This is a genomic window from Actinoallomurus sp. CA-142502, from assembly GCF_050936355.1.
GTDB classification, from domain to species: domain Bacteria; phylum Actinomycetota; class Actinomycetes; order Streptosporangiales; family Streptosporangiaceae; genus Actinoallomurus; species Actinoallomurus iriomotensis.
On sequence record NZ_JBNJMY010000001.1, the window covers coordinates 7,535,398 to 7,554,082 of the forward strand.

16 protein-coding genes are annotated in these 18,685 nt (G+C 71.7%); 7 read left to right on the plus strand and 9 right to left on the minus strand.

Features of this window, described 5'->3' with window-relative positions:
• Positions 1-10 precede the first annotated feature (10 nt).
• On the plus strand, positions 11-1,141 hold the full coding sequence (locus ACQEV1_RS35335) for a helix-turn-helix domain-containing protein (RefSeq protein ID WP_433399863.1): 1,131 nt from the start codon (positions 11-13) through the stop codon (positions 1,139-1,141).
• On the opposite strand, the gene ACQEV1_RS35340 is transcribed toward ACQEV1_RS35335, so the two are convergent.
• Positions 1,104-2,561, minus strand: a complete 1,458-nt coding sequence (locus tag ACQEV1_RS35340; protein WP_433399866.1) for an MFS transporter — start codon at positions 2,559-2,561, stop codon at positions 1,104-1,106. The genes ACQEV1_RS35335 and ACQEV1_RS35340 overlap by 38 nt on opposite strands.
• 90 nt (positions 2,562-2,651) lie before the next feature.
• On the opposite strand from ACQEV1_RS35340, the gene ACQEV1_RS35345 reads away from it, so the two are divergent.
• On the plus strand, positions 2,652-3,638 hold the full coding sequence (locus ACQEV1_RS35345; protein ID WP_433399869.1) for a phosphotransferase: 987 nt from the start codon (positions 2,652-2,654) through the stop codon (positions 3,636-3,638).
• A gap of 7 nt (positions 3,639-3,645) precedes the next feature.
• Here ACQEV1_RS35345 and ACQEV1_RS35350 read toward each other — a convergent pair whose 3' ends face one another.
• Positions 3,646-4,569 carry an NADP-dependent oxidoreductase gene (locus ACQEV1_RS35350; protein ID WP_433399872.1) on the minus strand — a complete coding sequence of 308 codons (924 nt, stop codon included), beginning with the start codon at positions 4,567-4,569 and terminating at the stop codon, positions 3,646-3,648.
• A gap of 149 nt (positions 4,570-4,718) precedes the next feature.
• Between ACQEV1_RS35350 and ACQEV1_RS35355 the strand changes: the two genes are divergently transcribed.
• Complete coding sequence (locus tag ACQEV1_RS35355) at positions 4,719-5,582, plus strand: helix-turn-helix transcriptional regulator (RefSeq protein WP_433399875.1); 864 nt, start codon at positions 4,719-4,721, stop codon at positions 5,580-5,582.
• Between the two features lie 12 nt (positions 5,583-5,594).
• On the opposite strand, the gene ACQEV1_RS35360 is transcribed toward ACQEV1_RS35355, so the two are convergent.
• The 5 genes from ACQEV1_RS35360 to ACQEV1_RS35380 are packed head-to-tail and all read right to left on the minus strand — an operon-like array spanning position 5,595 to position 10,721.
• Positions 5,595-6,101, minus strand: coding sequence for an N-acetyltransferase family protein (locus tag ACQEV1_RS35360; protein ID WP_433399878.1), 507 nt, complete (start codon positions 6,099-6,101; stop codon positions 5,595-5,597).
• A 35-nt stretch (positions 6,102-6,136) separates the two neighbouring features.
• The gene (locus ACQEV1_RS35365; RefSeq protein WP_433399881.1) at positions 6,137-7,147 is read right to left on the minus strand and encodes an ABC transporter permease; all 1,011 of its coding nucleotides are present in this window, start codon (positions 7,145-7,147) and stop codon (positions 6,137-6,139) included.
• Positions 7,144-8,115, minus strand: coding sequence for an ABC transporter permease (locus ACQEV1_RS35370; RefSeq protein ID WP_433399884.1), 972 nt, complete (start codon positions 8,113-8,115; stop codon positions 7,144-7,146). Before ACQEV1_RS35370 ends, ACQEV1_RS35365 begins: the two co-directional genes overlap by 4 nt.
• Positions 8,112-9,653 (minus strand): sugar ABC transporter ATP-binding protein, encoded by a 1,542-nt coding sequence (locus ACQEV1_RS35375; RefSeq protein ID WP_433399887.1) that lies wholly within the window; start codon positions 9,651-9,653, stop codon positions 8,112-8,114. The genes ACQEV1_RS35370 and ACQEV1_RS35375 overlap by 4 nt, the downstream gene beginning before the upstream one ends.
• Positions 9,654-9,656: 3 nt before the next feature.
• Positions 9,657-10,721 carry an ABC transporter substrate-binding protein gene (locus tag ACQEV1_RS35380; protein ID WP_433399890.1) on the minus strand — a complete coding sequence of 355 codons (1,065 nt, stop codon included), beginning with the start codon at positions 10,719-10,721 and terminating at the stop codon, positions 9,657-9,659.
• Between the two features lie 189 nt (positions 10,722-10,910).
• Here ACQEV1_RS35380 and ACQEV1_RS35385 point away from each other — a divergent pair, with 189 nt between their 5' ends.
• The 4 genes from ACQEV1_RS35385 to ACQEV1_RS35400 all read left to right on the plus strand — a co-directional run bounded on the left by ACQEV1_RS35385 (position 10,911) and on the right by ACQEV1_RS35400 (position 17,573).
• A complete protein-coding gene (locus ACQEV1_RS35385) occupies positions 10,911-13,421 on the plus strand; it encodes a LamG-like jellyroll fold domain-containing protein (RefSeq protein ID WP_433399893.1) in 2,511 nt (836 codons plus the stop codon).
• A gap of 61 nt (positions 13,422-13,482) precedes the next feature.
• Positions 13,483-15,930: a beta-L-arabinofuranosidase domain-containing protein gene (locus tag ACQEV1_RS35390; protein ID WP_433399896.1), complete on the plus strand. Its 2,448-nt coding sequence runs from the start codon at positions 13,483-13,485 to the stop codon at positions 15,928-15,930.
• Positions 15,931-15,988: 58 nt separating this feature from the next.
• Positions 15,989-16,936: a quinone oxidoreductase family protein gene (locus tag ACQEV1_RS35395; RefSeq protein ID WP_433399898.1), complete on the plus strand. Its 948-nt coding sequence runs from the start codon at positions 15,989-15,991 to the stop codon at positions 16,934-16,936.
• A 43-nt stretch (positions 16,937-16,979) separates the two neighbouring features.
• A complete protein-coding gene (locus ACQEV1_RS35400; protein ID WP_433399901.1) occupies positions 16,980-17,573 on the plus strand; it encodes a TetR/AcrR family transcriptional regulator in 594 nt (197 codons plus the stop codon).
• A gap of 17 nt (positions 17,574-17,590) precedes the next feature.
• On the opposite strand, the gene ACQEV1_RS35405 is transcribed toward ACQEV1_RS35400, so the two are convergent.
• Both ACQEV1_RS35405 and ACQEV1_RS35410 read right to left on the minus strand, forming a co-directional pair.
• Entirely contained in the window at positions 17,591-18,076 is a 486-nt protein-coding gene (locus ACQEV1_RS35405; RefSeq protein ID WP_433399904.1) for a carboxymuconolactone decarboxylase family protein, read from the minus strand.
• A gap of 48 nt (positions 18,077-18,124) precedes the next feature.
• Complete coding sequence (locus ACQEV1_RS35410) at positions 18,125-18,607, minus strand: carboxymuconolactone decarboxylase family protein (RefSeq protein WP_433399907.1); 483 nt, start codon at positions 18,605-18,607, stop codon at positions 18,125-18,127.
• Positions 18,608-18,685 lie beyond the last annotated feature (78 nt).

Sequence of the window (18,685 nt, forward strand, 5' to 3'; positions counted from 1 at the left end):
GAACGACATCGTGGTCGACGCGCGCGGCAACGCCTACGCCAACAACATCGGCTACGGCAACCGGCTCACCGCCTTCGACATCGGTCCGGACGGTTCCCTGGGCGACCGGCGAGTGTGGGCGGAGGCCGGAGCCGACGATCCCGACGGGATCTGCGTCGACGCCGAGGGCGCCGTCTGGTACGCCGACGTGGGAAACCGCCGCTGTGTCAGGGTGCGGGAGGGCGGTGAGGTTCTCGGCGTGGTGGAGCTGGATCGCGATCTGGCAGGCTTTCGTGTCATGTATCCCGGTTCTGTGCTTGGTGAGTTCCTTCGGTCGCGGCGGGCCCGGGTGCGGCCCGAGGACGTCGGGCTGAGCTCCGGGATCAGGCATCGCCGGGTGGCCGGGCTGCGCCGGGAGGAGCTGGCGCCGCTGGCCGGGGTCAGCGTCGGCTATTACACGCGCCTGGAGCAGGGGCAGAGCCCGAACGTCTCCGATGAGGTCCTCGACGCCGTCGCCCGCGTGCTGCGGCTGGACGACGACGAGGTGGCGCATCTGCACCGCCTGGCCCGGGTCGCGCGGGCCAGGCGGAAGGCGCGTCCCGAACGGCTGCGGGCCGGCATCAGGCTGATGGTGGAATCGTTCACCGAGGTGCCCGCCATCGCGGTGGGCCGGCGGGGCGACATCCTCGCGTGGAACCGTCCGGCGCACGCCCTGCTGGCTCCGCACTGGGCCTTCGACGCTGAGGAGAAGCCGAACTTCGTCCGCCTCGACTTCCTCGAACTGGACTTCTCACGCGGGCTGTACGCCGACTGGGAGCAGAAGGCCCGCGACGACATCGCCTACCTGGAGGGGTCGCTGAGCAGGTTTCCCGGGGATGAGGGGCTGACCGCTCTGGTCGAGGAACTGCTGGCGCTCAGCCCGCAGTTCCACGCCCTGTGGACCGAGCACCCGGTGAGCAACTGCGCGTCCATCTCGCGTGACTACCGGCATCCCGGCGTCGGTGTCATGACCCTCACCGCCGAGCTCCTGCGGACGCCCGACGACGAGGGGCAGGGGGTGACCGTGTTCCAGGCCGAGGCGGGTTCGCCGTCGCGGGAACGGCTGCGGCGGCTCACCGAGTCGGTCACGCGGCCGGGACTCGCTCGGCCGGCCGATCGGTAGAGCGCCCGACCCGGCCGGCGTTCGTCCGGCGGAGCAGGACACCGCCGGCGACGGCGCCGAGCACCGCGACCGCACCGGCCGTCAGGAACGCGGCGTGCAGCCCGCCCAGGGTGGCCGACGCGGCCGGAGCGAGCGCCTCGGTACGGGCGGCGGCGACGGCGGTGAGCCCGGCCACGCCGACGGCGCCGACGTAGGTGGGCATCTGGGCCAGGCTGCCGGCGACGCCCTGGTCGGCCTGGTCCAGACCGGAGGTGATCGTCGTGATGGCGGCCACCACGGTCAGGACGTGCCCGAACCCCATCGCGGCCGAGGTGGCCAGCAGGAGCACCAGGCCGCCCTCGGCGGGCAGGAACACCATCGCGGCGGTGCCCGCCGCCTGCACGGTCAGGCCGACCACGATGACCGTCACGGTGCCTCGAGCGCCGATCAGCCGGGCCGCGAGGGACCCCGCGAGCAGGGCCGCGACGCCCTCACCGAGGAAGCCGAACCCGGTCCGCAACGGCGAGTAGCCCAAGACGTCCTGCATGTGGATGCTGAGCAGCAGGGTCGCCCCGCCGCACATGCCGAAGGTGACCAGCGCCATGGTCATGCCCCATTTCACGGTCCCGCGGCGCAGGAGGCGCGGCGGAACGAGCGGGGCCGCCTGCCGTCCCTCGACGACCAGGAAGGCGCCGAGGAGGAGCACGGCGGCCGCCAGCGTCGCGAGGGTCGGCGCGCTCCCCCAGCCTGCCCGGTCGCCGGTGGAGATGCCGTACACCAGGGCGAACAGCCCACCGCTCGCCAGGAGGGCGCCGGGGACGTCCAGCCCGGCACGGCTCCGTCCCGCCGACTCGCGGACCACCGTGATCGCGCCGAGCAGGACCAGCGAGCCGATGCCGGACAGGAGGAGCATCGTCCACCGCCAGTTCAGCCCGCTGGTGATCATCCCGCCGCCGATCGTGCCGATGACGAACCCCAGCGACAGCAGGGCGCCGTTGACGCCCAGCGCCCTGGTGCGCCGCGGCCCCTCGGGGAACGCGGCGGTCATCAGCGCGAGCGCGGTCGGGCCGATCATGGCCGCCGCGACACCCTGCCCGGCGCGCGCCGCCACGAGCAGGCCCGGGCTCGGCGCCAGCCCGGCCAGCAGCGAGAACACGGTGAAGGTCGCCACCCCGGCGATGAACAGCCGGCGCCTGCCGACCAGGTCCGACACCCGCCCGAACAGCGGCATCAGCGCGGCCGTCGGCAGCAGGCACGCGGTGGCCACCCACTGGAGCGCCGACGCGCCGGCGAAGCCCAGGTCCCGCCCGATCTCCGGCAGCGCCACCGTGATGATCGAGTAGTCCAGCCCGGTCATGAACGTCGCGCCGCACAGGGTGAGGAGCACGACCCGGCCGCGCGGCCCGAGCCGCGCGGAGCCTTGAGGAGTCTCTGTCGCCATGCCGGCCAGACTGCGGCCCGCCGGACCGGGCGACCAGCCCTCCGGTGGAGGTACACCTGTCAGGTGCAGGCTCCCGGTAGGTTCCCGGGGGTGCGTGGATTCGCGGAGGCCGGCGACCTGTCGGGAATGGTGTCGGACGCGTTGGGGGGAAGACCCCGGATCGTCGGGGTGGACCGCCTGCGCGGAGGAAGCAAGAAGGGCGTCTACCGGGTCCGGCTCGACGAGGGCGAAGCGGCGAGCGTGATCGTCTACCGCTGGTCGGACGAGGAGGACTTCTGGCCCGGCACCCGGGAGGACGACGCGACAGACCCGTTCGCGCCCGCCTCGGGCATCGCGCCGTTCCTGGCCGCGCGGCGCAGGCTGGACGAGGTCGGGGCCCGCGTTCCCCGCGTGCTGTGGGCCGATGACACCAGGCAGCGGTACGCGGCCGACGTCGCCGTCGTCGAGGACGTCCCGGGCGGCACGCTGGAGGCGCTCTTCGAGACCGGTCCCGCTCGCGCGGACGCCGCCTTGGCCGACCTGGCCCGGACTCTCGACCTGATGCACCGGCACCACGCTCCCCGCCACGGCAGAGTGGACCTGCTGGACCGGGGCGGCGTCGCCCTCGGGAGCTCCTGCGAGCAACTGGTTCTCGACCGGGCCCGGCGTGACCTCGATGAGGCGGCCGGGCGCGACACCAGGATCGGAACCGTGCGCGACCGCCTCGACGAGCGCCTGCGGGAGCTGCGGGAGCCGGTGCTCCCCCGCGCCGAGTGCGGGCTGATCCACGGAGAACTCGGCCCCGACCACGTGCTGGTGAGCGCCGAAGGGCGGGCCGTCCTCATCGACATCGAGGGCCTGATGTACTTCGACGTCGAGTGGGAGCACGTGTTCCTCCGCATCCGCTTCGGCGAGCGCTACGCGGCCCTCTCCCGGCCCGGGCTCGATCAGCGGCGCCTCGACCTGTACCTGCTGGCCATGCGTCTTTCGCTGGTCGCCGGGCCGCTCCGCCTCCTCGACGGCGACTTCCCCGACCGGGCGTTCATGCGCGGGATCGCCGAGCACAACCTGCGGGAGGCGCTCGCCCTGCTTCCGTAAGCCGGGCTCACGGCCGGAGGACGATCTTGCCACGGGTGTGGCCGCGCTCCAGTTCGCGGAAGGCGTCCCGTACCTCGTCCAGCGGGTACGTGGCGGCGATCGGGATCTCCAGCCGTCCGGCGCTGATCAGCGTGGCCAGTTCGGCGATCACCTCGGCGTTCCCCGCGGCGGTGTTCCCCTCGGTCTTGACTCCGTGCTTCTCGGCGGCCTCGAAGTCGATGATGGTGTCGATCCGTTCCGGAGCCACTCCGAGGTCGAGGGCGAGCTCGACATAGCCGGCGCCGACGGTGTCGATGAAGGCGTCGACGCTCCGGTCGCCCGCGGCCGTTCTGATCCGGTCGAGGACGCCCTCGCCGTACGCGACCGGCAGCGCACCATGCGCGGCGAGCCACCGGTGGTTGGCCTCGCTCGCCAGGCCGATCACGTTCACCCCGGTGTCGCGGGCGAGCTGGACCGCGATCGAGCCCACTCCACCGGCGGCGCCGGAGATCACGATCGTGTCGCCCGGTCCCGCCGCGACGGCCCGCACCGCCGCGTACGCCGTGGTTCCCGCCACGTACAGCGATCCGGCCTGTTCCCACGAGACGTCCGCCGGCCGGTGGACGAGATCGGCGGTCGCCACGACGACGAACTCGGCGTGACTCGCGCGGTCGTCCGTGAACCCGATCACCTCGTCGCCGCTCGCGAACCCCTCGACGCCCGCGCCGGTCTCCACCACGACCCCGGCCAGGTCGCTGCCCTGGCCGGAGGGGAACGTCGCGGGCCAGCGGTCGTGGAGCGCGCCGGTACGGATCTTCGCCTCCCCCGGGTTGATGGCCGCCGCGACGACCCGTACGAGGACCTGGCCCGGACCGGGGACCGGCCGGTCGACCTCGACGACCCGCAGCACCTCGATGCCGCCGTACTGCTGGAACCTCACTGCCCTGGGCATCCCGCACTCCCTGACTCTCCGTGCCGGTTCTTCCGGCGTACGTCGACGATGCTGCCGGGGGGCCGGGGCGGGTACCAGCGGACGGTCTTCCCTAGGATCGGCGGTCCCCGGCTGCCCGTGCGGGGCGGCGCCTCCGCGATGATGGTGGCATGGACATGGACCGCGCTGAACTCTCCGATTTCCTGCGCCGTCGCAGGGAGCGGCTGCGTCCGGAGGAGGTGGGTCTGCCGGCCGGCGCACGGCGCCGTACGCCCGGACTGCGACGCGAGGAGGTGTCCCAGCTCGCCGGGATGTCCGCCGACTACTACATGCGCCTCGAACAGGCCAGGAGTCCCCAGCCCTCGACCCAGATACTCGCCTCGCTGGCCCACGCGCTGCGCCTCACCGAGGACGAGCGCGACCACCTCTACCTGCTGGCGGGGCACCGGCCTCCGGCGGACCGGCTGGCGGGCGACCACGTACGGCCCGGTCTGCTGTACCTGCTCGACGAGCTCAAGGAGACCCCGGCGCACATCACCAATGACATCGGCGACCTGCTCGCGCACAACACCATGGCCGAAGCGCTCCTCGGCTGCATCTGCTCGGTCCGCGAACAGGACCGCAACTTCGTGTGGCGCTGGTTCACCGACCCGACGGTCCGCCGGATCTACTCCCCCGACGAACGCCGGCAGCACAGCCGCGCCTACGTCGCGGACCTGCGCGCCTCCATCACCCGCCGCGGCGGCGACGCCGCCTCCACCCGGCTGGTCGCCGGTCTCCGGGCGGCCAGTCCCGAGTTCGCCGACCTGTGGGAACTGCACGAGGTCGCGGTACGGCGCAGCAGCCGCATCCGCGTCGACCACCCCGCCGTCGGGCCGGTCGAGCTCGAATGCGAGACGCTCCTCAGCCCGGTCGAGGACCAGAAGCTCGTCATCTTCACCCCACCGCCGGGCACACCCGCCTCCGAGCGGCTGAACGTGCTCCGTGCCCTGAACCACGACGAGTACGCCCGCGCGGCCCCGGCCCACCGCTGACCACGGGCGAGCTCAGCCACGAAGGTTCTTGCTCATGCTGATGTCGTCGATGTAGTGGTCTCCGATCAGCACTTCGTCCCTGAAGCGGCCTTCGACGGTGTAGCCGTGGTCCTCGTACAGACTCAGCGCGCCGGTGTTGCTGCCGAGGACCTGCAGGCTCAGCTTGCGCGCACCCAGGGAGGCGGCTCTCTGCTCGGCGGATGCCAGGAGCGCGGACGCGACGCCGAGCCGGCGTGCGTCGGCGGACACCACCAGCCCCGTGACGGCCATGACGTGCGCGGTCTCTGGGAATCTGGTCTTGGGGTGGACGCCGATGGTGCCGACGATCTGGTCACCGAGTTCGGCCACCAGATGGGCCTGCGGCGTCCGGCGTTCGGTGAAGTAGGTGGTGCGTTCCGCCTGCTGGGCCGAGGGAAAGCCTGATCCGGGCGTCCAGGACGCCGTGTCGAGGGCCAGCAGGTCGGCGTCGTCGTCGAGGGCGGCCGGACGGACCAGAGGCTTCCAAGGTTTCTTGCCCATTTGTCAATCTCATGATCCTCTGCTCGGGTCGCGCGTCAGCGCAGGCGCTGGACCCTGCTCAGGTATGTCTGCACCACGACCACGGCGGCCAGGAAGGCGCCGCTGACCACCTGCTGGTACGACGAGGACAGGTCGCCGATCTGGTTGATGAGGTTCTGGATCACGCCCAGCAGCAGGACGCCGGCGACCGTGCCGCTCACCGAGCCCGCGCCGCCGGTCAGCAGGGTGCCGCCGATGACGACCGCGGCGATCACGTCCAGCTCCATGCCGGTGCCCAGGATCGTCACGCCGGAGGACAGGCGGGCCGCGTTCAGGGCGCCCGCCAGGCCCGCGAGCAGGCCTGACATGACGTACACCGCCACCTTCGTCCGCGTCAGCGGGACGCCCATCAGCTCGGCCGCGTCCTCGCTGCCGCCGATCGCGTACACGCTCTGGCCGAACCTCGTCCGCTGGAGCAGCACCGCGCCGACGACGAACAGGGCCAGCGTCAGGTAGACCGGGTATCCGACACCGAAGACGCTGCCCTGGCCGACCCGGGCGATCACCGCGCCGCGCGGGATCAGGTACGTCGTCGCGCCCTCGTTGGAGATCGACAGCAGCAGGCCACGCGCGCCGAGCAGGCCCGCCAGCGTGACGATGAACGGGGCCAGCCGTACACGGGCGATCAGCAGGCCCTGCACGAGACCGAACGCCCCGCACACCGCGAGCGGCAGCAGCAGCGCGGCCAGCGATCCCCACCGCACCGCGTACGCCGCCAGCACGCCGCCGAGCGCGAACACCGAGCCGACCGACAGGTCGATGCCGCCCGTGATGATCACGAAGGTCATGCCCAGGGCGACCATCGCCAGGAACGAGGAGGTGATCGCGATGTTGCCGAGGTTGGCCCCGGTCGGGAAGCGGTCGAACGCGAAGGAGCCGATCGCCACCAGCAGGACCAGAACGGCGGCGGCGCCGTGCCGCTGGATCAGGCCGAAGGCGCGCTCGCGGCCGGTGGGCCCGGCGGCGGCCTCGGTGACGGCCGCGGTCGCGGTCATGGATTCGGTCATCGCCGGCCCGCCCCTCGCGCGGCGTACACGGCCGCAAGAATGATCACTGCCTGCACCATCTGCGCGACCGAGTCCGCGAGGTCGTGCTTGATGAGCGTCGCGCGGACGAGCTGGATCAGCAGCGCCCCGGCGACCGTGCCCAGCACGCGGACGCGGCCGCCGTTCAGTGGGGTGCCGCCGACCACGACCGCGGTGATCGCGGACAGTTCCATCAAGAGGCCCAGCGACGACGGGTCGCTGGCCTGCAACCGGGCCGTGGCGAGCGTGCCGGCCACGGCCGCGAGCAGCCCCGACACCACGTACACGAGCAGCAGGACGCGCCGTACGGGCAGGCCCGACAGCTCACTCGCCGTACGGTTGCCGCCGATGGCCACCAGTCGCCGCCCGAACGTCGTACGGCGCACCACCGCCATCACCACGACGGTGAGGACGGCGGCGACCACGACCGGCAGGGGAATCCCGGCGAGGCTCGAGGAGCCCAGGTCCAGCAGCGTCTGGTCGTGGACGTCCTTGAGCTGCCCGCCCGCGACGACGAGCGCGATGCCCCGGCCGCCGACGAACAGCGCGAGCGTCGCGACGATCGGCTGCACGCCGACGAACGCGACGAGGGAGCCGTTGACCAGCCCGACCGCGACGCCGCCGAGCAGCCCGGCCACGACGGCGGGCACCACGCCGTACCCGAGGTAGAGCGGGATCAGGGCGGTCGTGAGCGCCATCACCGAGCCCACCGACAGGTCGACGCCCTCGGTGCCGATCACCAGCGCCATGCCGAGCGAGACGATGACGACCGGCGCCACCTGGACGAGCTGGGTGCGCAGGTTCTCCAGCGTCAGGAACCGCGGGGTGATCGCGATGTTGACGAGGATCAGCGCGGCGATCGCGGCGTACACGCCGTAGTCCTGCAGCCAGGCGAGCAGGCGGGCGCGGTCGAGGCGTGAGGCGGGTACGGCGGTGGTCTCGGTGGTCAAGGCGTGCCTACCCCGGCGTCGGCGATCGTCGTCATCACGCGTTCCTCGGTGAGGTCACCGCCGGACAGCTCGCCGACGACCGCGCCGTCCTTCAGCACCACGACGCGGTCCGAGCCCTCGACCAGTTCCTCCAGGTCGGCGGAGATCAGCAGGACGCCCAGGCCGTCTTCGGCGAGTTCGTCGATCAGCGCCTGGACCTCGGCCTTGGCCCCCACGTCGATGCCGCGCGTCGGCTCGTCCAGGAGCAGGATCTTCGGCTCGGTGGCGAGCCAGCGCGCGAGCAGGACCTTCTGCTGGTTGCCGCCGGACAGCTCGGCGACGCGCTGGTGCGGCCCGGCGGCCTTGATGCGCAGCCGCCGCATGAAGGTGTCGACGATGCGGTCGATGCGCGCCTCGGAGACGAGACCGGCGCGGGACAGCCGGGGCAGCGCCGCGAGCGCGATGTTCTCCCGTACCGACAGGGTGCCGATGACGCCCTCGGCCTTGCGGTCCTCGGGCAGCAGGGCCACGCCCGCGCGGATCGCCGCGGCGGCCGAGCCCCGGCGCAGCGGCGTGCCGGCGACGGTCACCCGCCCGCCGTCGAGCGGCAGCGCGCCGGCGATCGCCTTGGCGGTCTCGGTACGGCCCGCGCCGAGCAGGCCGCCCAGGCCGACCACCTCGCCGGGCCGGATCGCGACCGACACGTCGTCCAGGACGTGCCGGCGGGTGAGGCCGGACGCCTCGACGACGGGGGTCTCGCGCGCCGCGTCATGGCCGCCGGAGAACCGGGTGACCCCGCCCTGCCGCACGTCGGCGACCGGACGCCCGAGCATCAGCGAGACGAGCCGCAGCCGGTCCAGCTCGGCGAGCGGGCCCTGATGGACGACGCGGCCGTCACGCAGCACGGTGACACCGTCGCAGATCCGGTACAGCTCGTCCAGACGGTGGCTGACGTAGATCACCGAGACGGCCCGCTCGCGGAGCCGGCGGACGACGCCGAACAGCGTCTCCACCTCGCGGGGTTCCAGGGACGACGTCGGCTCGTCCATGACGACCACGCGGGCGTCGACGGAGACGGCGCGGGCCAGCGCGACCATCTGCTGCACGCCGACGCCCAGGGACCGCAGCGGGCGGCGGACGTCGACGTCGATGCCGTACGACGCCAGGATCTCGCCGGCCTCCCGGTGCATGCGCCCGACGTCCAGGGTGCCGAACCGGCGGCGCGGCTCGCGGCCCAGGAGCAGGTTGCGGGCCACGCTCAGCGCCGGGACCAGGCCGATCTCCTGGTGGACGGCCTGGATGCCGGCACGCTGGGCCTCCAGGGGCCCGGCGAACTCGGCGGGCCGCCCCGCGAGGCGCATCGTGCCCTCGTCGGGGCGGTACACGCCCGTGATCACTTTGATCAGTGTGGACTTGCCCGCGCCGTTCTCGCCGACGAGCGCGTGCACCTCTCCGGGGGCCAGCTCCAGCGAGACCCGGTCGAGGGCGAGGACTCCGGTGAAGCGTTTGACGACGCCGCTCACCTCGAGCAGCGGACCCTCCTCATCCGGCACGGACATCCCCTAGTACGCCGACGAGACGGACTGCTTCGCGTTGGAGGCGTCGTACTCGCGGTCGGAGATGATCACCTTCTGCGGGATGGCCTCGCCGTTCAGGAAATTGGTCAGGGTCTGGAAGGCGAGCGGCCCGAACCTCGGGTTGGACTCGATGACCGCGGAGATCCAGCCGCCGGGGATCTGCGACACGGCGTTGCGCGTGCCGTCCACCGACACGATCTTGATCTGGCCGGCCTTCTTGCCGGCGCCCTTGAGCGCGGTCACCGCGCCGAGGGCCATCTCGTCGTTCTCGGCGTACAGGCCGCCCACGTCCGGGTTGCTCTGGATGAGCTGCTCGGTGACCTGCTGGCCCTTCTCGCGGGCGAAGTCGCCGGTCTGCTGAAAGGTGATCTGGATGCCGGGGGCCTTCTGCTTCAGCTCGTCCTTGAAGCCGTTGGTGCGGTCGGTCGTGACGTTGTTGCCCGACGCGCCGAGCAGGATCGCGACCTTGCCCTTGCCGTCGAGCGCCTTGATCATCTGGTCGGCGGCGCGCTTGCCCTGCGTGTAGAAGTCCGACCCGATGAAGGTCACGTAGTCCTTGCAGGCGGTGGCGTTGATCTGCCGGTCCACGGTGATGATCGGGATGTGCTTGGCGGCGGCCTGCTGGAGCACCGGCTCCCAGCCGTCGGAGTTGAGCGGGGCGATGACCAGCGCCTGCGCGCCCTGGGCGATGAGCTGCTGCACGTCGCTGATCTGCTTGTTGAACTGCGACTGGCCGTTCGTCGTCTTGAGGTTCGCGATGCCGAGCTTCTTGGCCTCGGACTTGATCGAGGCGGTCTCGGCGATGCGGAACGGGTTGGCCTCCTTCTCGGACTGGGAGAACCCCACCACCCCGCTCTTGAGGTCGAACTTGTGAGCGCCGAACTTGTCGATCGTGCACGTCGGCACGTTGCCGGCCGGGGTCTGGGCCACCTGCTGCTGGCCAGCGGTGTCCTGGGCGCCGGCCTGCTTGTCGTCCTCGGACTTGGCGCAGCCGGCCGCGGCGAGCGTGAGGAGGGCGACGAACGCTGCCGCGCGTACGCGATGGGTCATGGGGCTGTCCTTCCAGAGTGAGGACGAGATGCCGGTATTGAGCCATCGCCGATCGTCTTCTGTCAATACCGATCGCAACCTGACCAGGAACCGATCCGAATATTGCATTTGTGATCGGAGGCGTTCATGCTGCATCTGGCCCCGCGTGCCACTCGCCGGCGCTCATCACCGGCAGATTGGAGCCTCCTCTTGTACGCGCGCAGATCCTCCCGGCGGACCCGTCCCCGGGGTCCGGCCTCCGTCATCGTCCTCGCTCTCGCGCTGGTCACCGCCCTCGTCGCCCCCGGGGTACCGGCCGGGGCCGCGGCGGACACGCCGAAGGCACAGACCCAGCTCACCACGCCCTGGACCCACGAGGTCTCGCCGACCAACGCGCTGCCGGACTATCCCCGCCCGCAGCTGACCCGCGCCCGCTGGCAGAACCTCAACGGCAGCTGGCAGTTCGCCGAGGCCTCCACCGCCGGCCAGGCGCCGCCCACCGGCCAGGCCCTCCCGGACAAGATCCTCGTGCCGTACCCGGTCGAGTCGATGCTGTCGGGGATCCAGCGGCACGTCGACCACATGTGGTACCGCCGGACGTTCACGGTGCCGCGCTCCTGGCACGGCGACCGGCTGCTGCTGCACTTCCAGGCGGTGGACTACCAGGCGGCCGTCTACGTCAACGGCGTGAAGGTCGCCACGCACACCGGCGGTTACGACGCCTTCACCGCCGACGTCACCGGTGCGCTGCGGGGCACCGGCCCGCAGGAGCTCCTCGTCGGCGTCGACGACACCACCGACATCGACGGCCAGCCGGTCGGCAAGCAGCGCCAGGCCGGCGACGGCATCTTCTACACGCCCTCCTCGGGCATCTGGCAGACCGTGTGGATGGAGCCGGTCGCCGCCGCGCACGTCGACCGGGTCGACTCGACGCCCGACCTGGCGGCGAAGGCGCTGCGGGTGACCGTCCAGGCCGCCGGGATCACCACGCAGACCGTCGAGGTCACCGCGTACGCCGGCAAGAAGAAGGTCGGCCGGGTCACCGGTCGGGCCGGGACCGAGCTGAGGCTGCCGGTCCCCCACCCGCGTCTGTGGACCCCCGACGACCCGTACCTGTACACGCTGAAGGTACGGATCCTGGCCGGGCATCGCGCCGTCGACGAGGCGGGCTCCTACTTCGGCATGCGCTCGATCGGGCTCGGCAAGGGCCCGGACGGCAAGGTCCGCATGCTGCTCAACGGCAAGTTCGTCATGCAGGTCGGCACCCTGGACCAGGGCTTCTGGCCGGACGGCATCTACACCGCGCCGACCGACGCCGCGCTGCGCTTCGACCTGGAGACGCACAAGAAGCTCGGCTTCAACATGGTCCGCAAGCACGTCAAGGTCGAACCCGACCGCTGGTACTACTGGGCGGACCGCCTCGGCATGCTCGTCTGGCAGGACATGCCCTCGACGTTCGCCTCGCACACGCCGCCGGACACGGTGAAGGCGCAGTTCGAGAGCCAGCTGCACGCGGTCGTCGACCAGCACCGCAGCCACCCGTCGATCGTCACCTGGGTGCCGTTCAACGAGGGCTGGGGCGAGTACGAGCCCGGCCGCGTCGTGAGTGAGATCAAGTCCTGGGACCCCAGCCGCCTCGTGAACGCGGACAGCGGCGTCAACTGCTGCGACTCCCTGCCCGACAACGGCGAGGGCGACATCTACGACAACCACACCTACGTCGGGCCGGGCACCCCCGTCCAGCAGGGCGTCCGCGCGGCCGTGGACGGCGAGTACGGCGGGCTCGGGCTGAAGGTCGACGGCCACATGTTCGACCCGGTGAACGGCTTCGCGTACGAGATGGAGCCGGACCAGGCCACGCTCACCCGCCGCTACACCGAGCTGCAGGGCCAGTTGCTGAAGGTCGAGCAGCGGTGCGGGGTGTCCGCGTCGGTCTACACGCAGATCACCGACGTCGAGGACGAGCTGAACGGCATCTACACCTACGACCGCCGGGTGCTCAAGCCCGGCGCCGACCAGGTACGGGCCGCGAACCTCGCGCTGATTAAGGCGTCCGGCTCGGTCGGCGCCGGCGACGGCACGACCTACCCGCCCGGCAAGCCCGGACTCGACGGGGTGAGCTTCTACCCGTTCGACGAGGGCACCGGCACGGTCGCCAAGGACGCCGCGGGGACGCACGACGCCTCCCTGGTGAACGGGCCCGCGTGGACGACCGGGCACTCGGGGTCGGCGCTGCAGTTCAACGGCTCGAACCAGTACGCCGACACGGGCGCGGCGCTCCTGGACACCACCGGGAACTACAGCGTCTCGGCCTGGGTGAAGCTGGACCGGCTCGGCTCCTTCGCCACGGCGGTGAGCCAGGACGGCGACACCAACAGCGCCTTCTACCTGCAGTACTCCGGGCAGGACAACCGGTTCGCGTTCAGCTTCGCCGGCGTCCGCGCCCTCGCGCCGTCCGCGCCGCAGACCGGGCAGTGGTACCACCTGGTCGGCGTCCGCGACGCGGCGAGCGGCGCACTCACCCTCTATGTCAACGGCCAGAAGGCCGGCACCGCGGCGGCCTGCCTCGGTGACGCCTCCACGGGCCACACCGTGATCGGCCGCGGCCGGTACGGCGGCAACCCGGTCGACTTCTGGCCGGGCGCCATCGACCAGGTGCACGTGTTCGACCGTGCCCTGTCGGCCGACGAGGTCGGACAGCTCTACCAGTCCGGCAAGTGAGCCACGGGAGGGGCCGCGCCCGCGCGGTCCCTCCCGTCCCCGCGATGCGACGGGAGTCGACGTGGAACGACGAACCTTCCTGCGGCGCGGCCTCGCGGCCGGTGGCGGCGCCCTCATCGGACCGGCCGTGACCCGTCCCGCCGCCGCGGAGCGCCGCGACACCGTACGCGTGGTGCGCACGGTGGAGGCGGCCTCGGCCGGCGGGCACTACACGCCGAACCGGGAGCCGCTGCGCCCCGAACCGTTCCTGCGGCTGCCGCCCGGCAGCGTACGGCCGGGCGGCTGGCTGCGACGCCAGCTCGACCTCCAGGTCGAGGGCCTGAACGGCCGCATGCCCGAGGTGTCGGACTATCTGGTGTACGAGACGAACGGCTGGGTGGACCCGGCCAAGGACGGCTGGGAGGAGCTGCCGTACTGGCTGCGCGGCTTCTCCGACCTCGCCCTGGTCACCGGCGACCGGCGCGTGCGCGACGAGGCCCGGCGCTGGATCGACGGCATCCTCGCCGCGCAGCGGCCGGACGGCTTCTTCGGCCCCGCCTCGCTGCGCACGTCGCTGGAGGGCGGCCCGGACTTCTGGCCGCACATGCCGGTGCTGGACGCGCTGCGCTCCTACGCCGACGCGACCGGCGACGACCGGATCGTTCCCTTCCTGACCCGGTACTTCGCGTTCCAGCACGCCCAGCCGGCCGCGGTGTTCGGGCGCGGCTGGGGCGCGTACCGGTGGGGCGACACGATCGACAGCGTCTACTGGACCTACAACCGCACCGGCGAGGCGTGGCTGCTCGACCTCGTCCGCACGATCCACGCCGGGTCGGCCGACTACGTGAGCGGCATTCCGACCTGGCACAACGTCAACCTCGCGCAGGGGTTCCGCGAGCCGCTGCAGTACGGCGTGCTGGCCGGCGACCCGGCGCTGCGCGCGGCCACGTACCGCGACTACGACACGGTGATGAACACCTACGGGCGGTTCCCCGGCGGCGGGTTCGCGGGTGATGAGAACTCCCGCCCGTACTTCACCGATCCCCGGCAGGGCTTTGAGACGTGCGGATTCGTGGAGTTCATGCACAGCTTCGAACTGCTGACGCGGATCACCGGCGACCCGGTGTGGGCCGACCGCTGCGAGGAGATCGCGGTCAACTCGCTGCCCGCGGCCTTCGACCCCGCCCAGAAGGGGACGCACTACATCACCAGCGCCAACTCCATCGATCTGAACGACGTCGCCAAGACCCACGGCCAGTTCGACAACGACTTCGCCATGCAGGCGTACAAACCCGGCGTCCACCAGTACCGCTGCTGTCCGCACAACTACGGCATGGGCTGGCCCTACTACGCCGAGGAGCTGTGGCTCGCGACCTACGACGCGGGCCTGGCCGCCTCGATGTACGCGGCGTCGGAGGTGACGGCGAAGGTCGGCGCCGACGGCACGGCCGTGACCGTCACCGAGGAGACGGCCTACCCGTTCGAGGAGACCGTCACGCTGCGCCTGTCCACGCCGCGGCCGGTGGAGTTCCCCCTCTACCTGCGGATCCCGGGCTGGTGCGACCGCCCGGCCCTGCGCGTGAACGGCGAGGCGATGCCGCTGAAGGCGACGCCGCCCTGCTACGCCGTCGTCTCGCGGCTCTGGCGGGCCGGCGACCGCGTCGAGCTGCGCCTGCCGATGCGCGCCGTCACCCGTACCTGGAACCGCGGGGCGGCCTCGGTCTCGTACGGGCCGCTGACGTTCTCCCTGGCGATCGAGGAGCGGTGGCGGCGGTCCGGCGGCACCTCGTCGTGGCCCGAGTACGAGGTCGGCGCCGGATCGCCGTGGAACTACGGCCTGGACGGCTCGTCGTTCGACGTGCGGCGCCGCGCCGCGACCGGGAACCCCTTCACGCGCCGCGGCGTACCGATCGAGCTGCGCGCCAAGGGGCGCCGCATCCCGCAGTGGCGGGCCGACGACGAGAACGTCGTGCGCCCGCTGCAGGACGGCCCGGCGCGGTCGGACGAGCCGCTGGAGACGATCACCCTGGTGCCGATGGGCGCGGCGCGGCTGCGGATCACGACGTTCCCGGTGATCGGCCACGGGCCGGACGCCCACACGTGGGTGGTGCCGCCGGTCGCCACGGCCTCGCACCTGTGGTCCGGCGACACGACCGAGGCGCTGTACGACGGCGTCTCGCCGTCGAGCTCCGGCGACCAGTCGATCCCGCGGTTCACCTGGTGGGACCACACCGGGAGCCTGGAGTGGGTCCAGTACGACTACGACGAGCCGGTCCCGGCCTCGGCCACCGAGGTGTACTGGTTCGACGACACCGGGCAGGGCCAGTGCCGGGTGCCGGTGTCCTGGCGCCTGCTGTACCGCGACGGCGACACGTGGCGGCCCGTCGAGGGCGCCTCGGCGTACGGGACCGCGCGCGACACCTACAACCGGACGACCTTCACCCCCGTGCGTTCGACCGGGTTCCGGATCGAGGCACGGCTCGGCTCCGGGGTGTCCGGCGGAATCCTGGAGTGGCGGATGACCTCCTGACCGTCGGCCGGTGATATCGTTCCGATCCGAATCGGAACGATATAGGGAAGAGGCCGGCATGCTGGCAGCGATCGTCAGGACACCCGGGGAACTGGCCGTGGTGGATGCCCCGGTACCGGTCCCGGCGGCTCACCAGGTACTCATCGAGGTCGAGGCCGCCGGGGCCGGTTACGTGGACGTCATGGCCCTGCGGGGTGAGTACCCCACTCCCCTCGGCACGGGAGCGACACCGGGCGTGGAAGTCGTCGGCCGCGTCACGGCGGTCGGGCCGGACACGCCTGCGGAGCTGGTCGGAGACCGGGTCCTGGCCGTGCTGACGGCCTTCGGGGGGTTCGCCGAGAAGGCCGTCGCCGACATGGAGGGGATCGTCCCGGCCCCGGACGATGTCGGCGCGCCCGACCTGGTCGCGACGGGAGTGAACGCGCTGGTCGCCGAGATCGCCCTGCGCCGCGCGGGGGTGACCGAGGGAGAGCGCGTGCTCGTCCTCGGCGCCGGTGGCGGGATCGGCGTGCTCGCCACCCAGATCGCCCGCGCCCACGGCGCCGAGGTGACCGCCGTCACCTCGTCCGCGGCCCGCGGCGAGCGCCTGCGCACGCTGGGCGCGACGCGGGTCGTCGACCGGACCCGCTCCGCCCTTCCCGACGACGACACCTACGACGTCATCGTGGACACGGTCGCCGGACCGGCGCTCGGGAGGCATCTGCGGCTGCTCCGGCCCAACGGGCGTCATGTCCTGTGCGGTGCCGCCGCGGGCGTTCCCGATCCGGCGGCCTTCGCGTCGCCGCTACACGATTTCCACAAGTCACCGACGGTGCTCTTCTTCAGCCTGAACTCGGTCGCTCCCCGGGACCGCCGGCAATCCTGGACGAGGGTCCTGGCGCTGATGGCCGAAGGCCGGCTCTCACCCGTGATCGACCGGTGTCTCCCGCTCGCCGAGGCCGACGCCGCGCTGCGGCGGGTCGCGGACGGAACCGCCTTCGGCAAAGTCGTGCTGGTTCCTCGATAGGCTGTCCGCGCCCCATCAGGAGGATTCAGTCGGGGAGAAGACCATGGCACGCCCGCGGGACGAACGCATCGACCACGCCGTGCTGGCCGCCACGAGCGCGCTCCTGCGGGAGGTGGGCTACTCGGCCCTCACCATGGAGGCCATCGCCCAGCGGGCGGGCACCACGAAGCCGGCCATCCGCCGCCGGTGGAAGAGCCAACGGCACCTGGTCGTCGAGGCCATGGCCGACGACCGGATCGGCGTCGTCGAGGTCGACACCGGCTGCACCCACTGCGACATCGTCGGACATCTCGAAGCGCTCCAGGCCGCCATGGCCGACCCGGCCCTGGGCCACGTGCTTCCGGCGCTCGTGGCCGACCTCGCGGACGACCCGGAGCTGCGCGGAGCCTTCCTCGACGCCGTGTGGAGACCGCGGCGGGAAGCGTGCATCGCCTCGCTGTCGAAGGGAAGAGAGCGCGGCGATCTGCGTCCCGGTCTCGATGTCGACCTCGTCATGGACCTGTTCGCGGCACCGATCGTCTTTCGGGCACTCTTCGGACATCGAGGTCTTGAGGCACGGTTTCCTGAAGACGTGGCGCGCGCCGTACTGTCCGGCGTGGGGACCGGCGAGACCTGCCGCCGCCGGAAGAGCGGCTGACAGGTCCCGCCGGCCGGTCAGTTGGCCAGGTCGGCGAACTTTCCGGGCTCGTAGGAGCCGCCGGGGTTGCGGACGATCACGTTGAGCCGGTTGTTGGCGTTGATCATGGCGATCAGCGAGACCAGCGCGGCGATCTGGTCGTCGTCGTAGTGCTCGCGCACCCCGGCCCAGGTCTCGTCCGACACGCCGGGGTGGGCGTCGGCGATCCGGGTGCCCTCCTCGGTGAGCGCCAGCGCCGCGCGCTCGGCCTCGGTGAACACCGTGGACTCGCGCCAGGCGGCGACGAGGTTGAGGCGGACCGCGGTCTCGCCGACAGCCGTGGCGTCCTTGGTGTGGTAGTCGACGCAGAAACCGCAGCCGTTGATCTGGCTGGCGCGCAGCATCACCAGGTTCTGGGTGGCCTCGGGCAGCGGCGACTGGACGATGGCCAGGGCGACGTTGTAGATCCGCTTGGCGATCTTCGCGCCGAGCGGGTTGGCCATCAGGTCGAAACGGGATTCCATGACGTGCTCCTCAGCATCGGATGAACGGGGAGGTCGGTTGTTGATGAGTCATCCGAGGTGGCCGGGCTGGTAGTCGCCACCGCGCTGCCGGACGACGACGCTCATGCGATTGGTGGCGTTGATGAGGGCGATGAGCATCACCAGATCGGACAGCTGGTCCTCGTCGTAGTGCCCGGCGGCGTTCGCCCAGGTCTCGTCGGTGACGCCACCGGCCGCATCGGCGATGCGGGTGCCCTGCTCGGTCAGCTCCAGGGCGGCGCGCTCGGCGTCGGTGAACACCGCGGACTCGCGCCACGCCGCGACCAGGTTGACGCGGGTGGCGGTCTCCCCGGCATGCGCGGCGTTCTTGCTCCACACGTCGGTGGCGTAACCGTCGCCGTTGATCTGGCTCGCGCGCAGCAGCACGAGCTTCTGGGTCGCGGCGGGCAACGTCGACTCCGCCAGGATCGTCTTGCTCGCCAGGCCGAAGTGCCCGGCGGCCTTGGCGGCGGTCGCGGTCGGACTGCCGAAGAGGTTGAGACGAACCGTCATCGTGTGCTCCTTGTTGTCGTAGCCGGTCGAACAGGAGATGCCGGCGACCCGGGCCCTGTGACACCGCACTCGCGTGAC